The 4,434-nt window shown below is 45.6% G+C and carries 5 protein-coding genes; all 5 read right to left on the bottom strand.

Annotation, left to right across the window (positions count from 1 at the left end; translation table 11 throughout):
- On the bottom strand, nt 1–500 hold a 500-nt coding region (locus ACTHUT_RS14445), incomplete at its 3' end, for a pilus assembly PilX family protein (RefSeq protein WP_440418947.1).
- Entirely contained in the window at nt 479–1,414 is a 936-nt protein-coding gene (locus ACTHUT_RS14440) for a PilW family protein (RefSeq protein ID WP_250600717.1), read from the bottom strand. The genes ACTHUT_RS14440 and ACTHUT_RS14445, both read right to left, overlap by 22 nt.
- Nucleotides 1,415–1,416: 2 nt before the next feature.
- Nucleotides 1,417–2,064: a type IV pilus modification protein PilV gene (gene pilV / locus ACTHUT_RS14435; protein WP_250600715.1), complete on the bottom strand. Its 648-nt coding sequence runs from the start codon at nt 2,062–2,064 to the stop codon at nt 1,417–1,419.
- Nucleotides 2,065–2,079: 15 nt separating this feature from the next.
- A complete protein-coding gene (locus ACTHUT_RS14430) occupies nt 2,080–2,745 on the bottom strand; it encodes a pilus assembly FimT family protein (protein WP_250600713.1) in 666 nt (221 codons plus the stop codon).
- A 157-nt stretch (nt 2,746–2,902) separates the two neighbouring features.
- Entirely contained in the window at nt 2,903–4,309 is a 1,407-nt protein-coding gene (dnaB, locus tag ACTHUT_RS14425; protein WP_250600711.1) for a replicative DNA helicase, read from the bottom strand.
- Nucleotides 4,310–4,434: the final 125 nt, after the last annotated feature.

The following is a 4,434-nucleotide window of genomic DNA, read 5'->3' as shown; positions in this document are numbered from 1 at the left end:
TTCTTACCCCATGCTTTGGCGGTAACGCGGTAAGTAATTCGACCCTCTGTCGTTTTACCTAAATATTCGATGATGTAGCGTGGATTATTTACGATGCCACTTTTTTTATCTAAAGGATATTCCGTACCATTGGCGTCAATACACAGGCTTTTGTCGCATTTGCGCTTCCAAGCATCTACGGTTGGGTTGCCTTCTTCAGTAAAATCGCCATTGGATTTTACGTTTGGTGTGGAACATAAACCTTTTTCACATTTTGCGGTAAAAGTAGTCTTTTTACCTTCAATATCAAAAATTTGATTTTCACCTTCACGCAGTGCCGCTTCGGCTAGGGTGGTTGCCAGTTTGCGGTCGGCATCATTGGTGCTGATACGCTGTTCGGTATTGTAGGACTGGGTGGCTGTAACCACGAGCAGGGCGATGACGACCATCATCATTAAGACGATAAACAAAGCATAGCCCTGCTGCCGTTCAGGTTTGATTAGAGTGATCTGTCGGCGCATACGTTTCCTCCGCGGATGGTGGCATTAATATTATAGATATCGACTTTATTGTCTTGTTCTTTTGATGGGTCAATACTGCCGTTATTCAGTACGATTTGGATAGAAGCCGGAGACTTGGCCTTAGCTGAGATATCCAATGCGTTTTTGTAATCAAATGATTCTGTATTCAATCCGCTGGCAGATGCATTTTCAGAATCAGGACATTCTGCATAGATATAGTGGATATCCATAGCAGTGATGCCTTTAATTAACAGCTGCGGATTACTCCATGAGCCATCATTTGATAATTGGAAACGGAACAAACCGCTCTCTTCGCCAAGTTTACCGACAGCGTAGGCAATCATTTCATGTTTCATAATGGCGATACTGCCGTCTTGATCAGAGTTGGTAATTTTTAAAGCTGATTTTGCCGCAGCCAAATCTTTAATTTCTATGTGAGGTTTGGCAATACCGGAGCAGCTGCTGGCAATGGCAGTTTTTGCAGCAGAGTCCGCTTTGTCGATACCGTATTGGAACAGCAGGGCTTTGCCAGTTTGAACAAAGCCTGTATAGCTTAATTTATTGATTTCTTTAACCGGTAACAGCTTATTCACACCGGCTGTTTTCAATGTATATTCATCCGAGCTTTTGTCTTCTATCACTGCAGAGGCAGGAAAATTCGCCATATTGAAGCAGCCGAAATTACCTGCCATACGCGCATCGCGGACGATCATATTGGCGGCGTTGCGCAAATCTTGTTGGATACCGATACGGGCGTTGGCAGACTTGTTTAATCCGCGCGCAGTAAAGTAGGTGGAGCTGACAGCCATTAAGACGATCATGCTGAGCAGGCTGGCAACCAGAAATTCAAGGATGCTGAAGCCACGAATGGCGATTTTATTGGGAATATGGTTGAGTAAGCGTTTATTGTTCATTGTTAGTCTCTTACGCGTGATTGGTAGGTATAGACAACGTGATGCCCCGATGTATTGAGATTTTTTGCGCTATTTTCTTCTTCGACATCTTGCAACCATAAAACTTTCACGATGGTTGTATCGCCTTTGCCATCGCATTTTGCGTTAAACCCATTTTCGTAAGTCGGCTCTGCACCGGAAGAATCTTTGCAGATGGTCGAGAAGACTTGGGCTTCGGGAAGGGCTTTGGCTAAATCGGCTTTAAACTGTGCAATTTGAGCCTGTGCAAGTTGGGCTTTGGTCATTTTGGCTTCAAATTTTGCAGTTTGTTTAGAGTCTGATTTTAGGTAGGCATCATAGGATTTTTTATAACGGGTGGTTTTTTCCCCTGCAGTATCGGTTTCTTCAGAGAGTGTCGGATTAATGAGCATGCCTTCAATCAGATTTTGCGTAATTTGGGCGACTGCGGTTTGATTTTCAGACTCGCGCACGCTGGATACGGTACGCAATTGAACAGCCAGAAGGGCAAGCACACCGATGGCAAGGACAAACATGGCAATCAAAACTTCAATCAGGGTCATACCTGATTGAAGTTTTGGAGTAAAGCTTGTTGAGCTTGTTTTCAGACGGCCTTTAAATGATCTGAGATGAGTAGGATTAGTAATGTTCATAAGATACCGTTGTTATTATTTGGAAGTGTATTCGCACATTTTGCGCTCATCGTTTTTAGCACAGATTTCGACATGCCCATTGCCATTGATTAAAAGTACGGTAGCACGGGCTTTCTTGGTTTCAGCATCGGCAGCAGATTTATCCGTTAGGCTGATTTTGATGTGGCCGTCTGAAAATTGATAATTTTTGCCATCAGTTGAATGACCAAATGTACCATTGGGAAGAAATCTCCACCAGACTTCTTTTGAAGTTGAGGCCGAGAGGGCAGAACGGTCATTGCCGATAGGGATATAGTTGAAGCTGTATTCCACTTTGTCGGTATCTCCATTAAGGATAATGGAGCGGATGGATAAATCAACTGTGTCGTTTTGATAGCGTAAGTCTTCGTTTTTATCGGCGTAGGACAACATACCATTACCGGCATATTTGGAATCGCAACCATTATTGGGTGAGCCATCGGATTTGATTTTGACCGGGCAGATGTAAACGGGAAGATTGAGACGGACGGCCTCATTACGCGCGAAGCGCAGCAGATTTGCAATTTGCTCTGCTTGCGATGCCGCACGTCTGGAGGCAATCCATTGATTCATATTGGGAAGTGCGATGACTGCCATTACTGCTGCAATAGTAATGACGATCAGCAACTCAATTAGGGTGAAGCCTTTTTGTGTCTGATACATGAGTGATTTTTTAGTAGTAATGTGTTGGGTAACTGACGTTTTCTCTTTTGCACTTGCCTGTGGCAATGCTTTTGCTTTTATTAGATTTATTCTAAACGATTTTGTAATGCGTGACTAATGAAATATGAAATTCGGTTAGTTTTTCGGACAATCTGTCTCAATCTTCCATCAACATGGATTCTGGAATATAGGCAGCATTATCAAATTTGGTAAATTGACCCATCCAAGTGAGGAATACTTTCCCAACGGGACCGTTACGGTGTTTGCCGATAATACATTCCGCCAAGCCTTTTGCGGGTGAATCTGAGTTGTAGTATTCGTCGCGATACATGAACATAATCAAGTCGGCATCTTGTTCGATTGCGCCGGACTCACGCAAGTCGGACATCATCGGGCGTTTGTCGGTACGCTGCTCAACTGTACGGCTCAACTGCGACAGGGCAATGACGGGAACTTGCAATTCTTTAGCCAATGCTTTGAGGGAGCGCGAAATTTCGCCAAGCTCGGAAGCACGGTTGTCAGAGCGACCAGAACCTGACATCAATTGCAGGTAGTCGATAACGATCAACCCCAATTTGCCGTTGAACTGGCGTGCAAGACGACGGGCGCGGGCGCGGAGTTCGAGCGCAGTCAAACCCGGCGTTTCATCGATATACATGGGTGCATCGGAGAGTTTAACGACCGCTTCGTTCAGACGGCCCCAGTGTTCGTCTTGTAATCTGCCGGTTTTTAAAACGCTTTGATCCAAACGTCCGACTGAACCCAGCATACGCATGACCAACTGCGCACCGCCCATCTCCATAGAGAATACGGCGACAGGCAATTTGTTTTCTACGGCAACATGTTCCGCAATATTGGTCGAAAAGGCGGTTTTACCCATGGACGGACGACCTGCGACGATGATCAAATCGCCTGGTTGAAGACCTGATGTTTTTTTGTCGAGGTCGATAAAACCTGTTGATATGCCGGTTACTTCATCAGGATTGTCGCGCGAATAAAGCATATCGATGCGCTCGACCACTTCTTTCAGAAGGTCGGGCATCTCAAGGAAGCCTTGTTTGGATTTGGCGGTACTTTCGGCGATTTGGAATACTTTGTTTTCTGCCTCGTCCAAAAGCTGGCCTGCATCACGCCCTTGCGGATTGTATGCGCTGCGTGCAATTTCTGTACCGACTTCGGCAAGCTGGCGCATGATGGAACGCTCGCGCACGATTTCGGCGTAGCGGCGGATATTGGCAGCGGATGGCGTGTTTTGCGCCAGTGTAATCAGATAGTTGAATCCGCCTGCCGCTTCCAATTCTTCATTGCGTTCCAAACTTTCCTGAACGGTAATGACGTCGGCAGGACGGCTTTCATTAATCAGGTTGGCAATCGCACGAAAAATCAGGCGGTGTTCGTGGCGGTAGAAATCTTCGCCGGAAACGACATCGGCAATACGGTCCCAAGCAGAATTTTCCAGCATCAGGCCGCCCAAGACGGATTGCTCTGCTTCTGTGGAATGTGGCGGCAGTGACAATGCGCTGATTTCACGGTCTTCAGACGGCATATCGGAATAATTGCTCATGACGGGCATCTCTGGCTGGAAAATTGCAATCCACTATTATAGCGCAGTGTAAGTTCAATTGGTTTGTTTAGGCTAAAGCAGGTAAAATAGCAATGTTGTCGATTTGACAACACACACTACCAAAA

This window comes from Neisseria sp. P0022.S010, from assembly GCF_051956635.1.
This window is presented reverse-complemented; position numbering and strand designations above follow the sequence as displayed.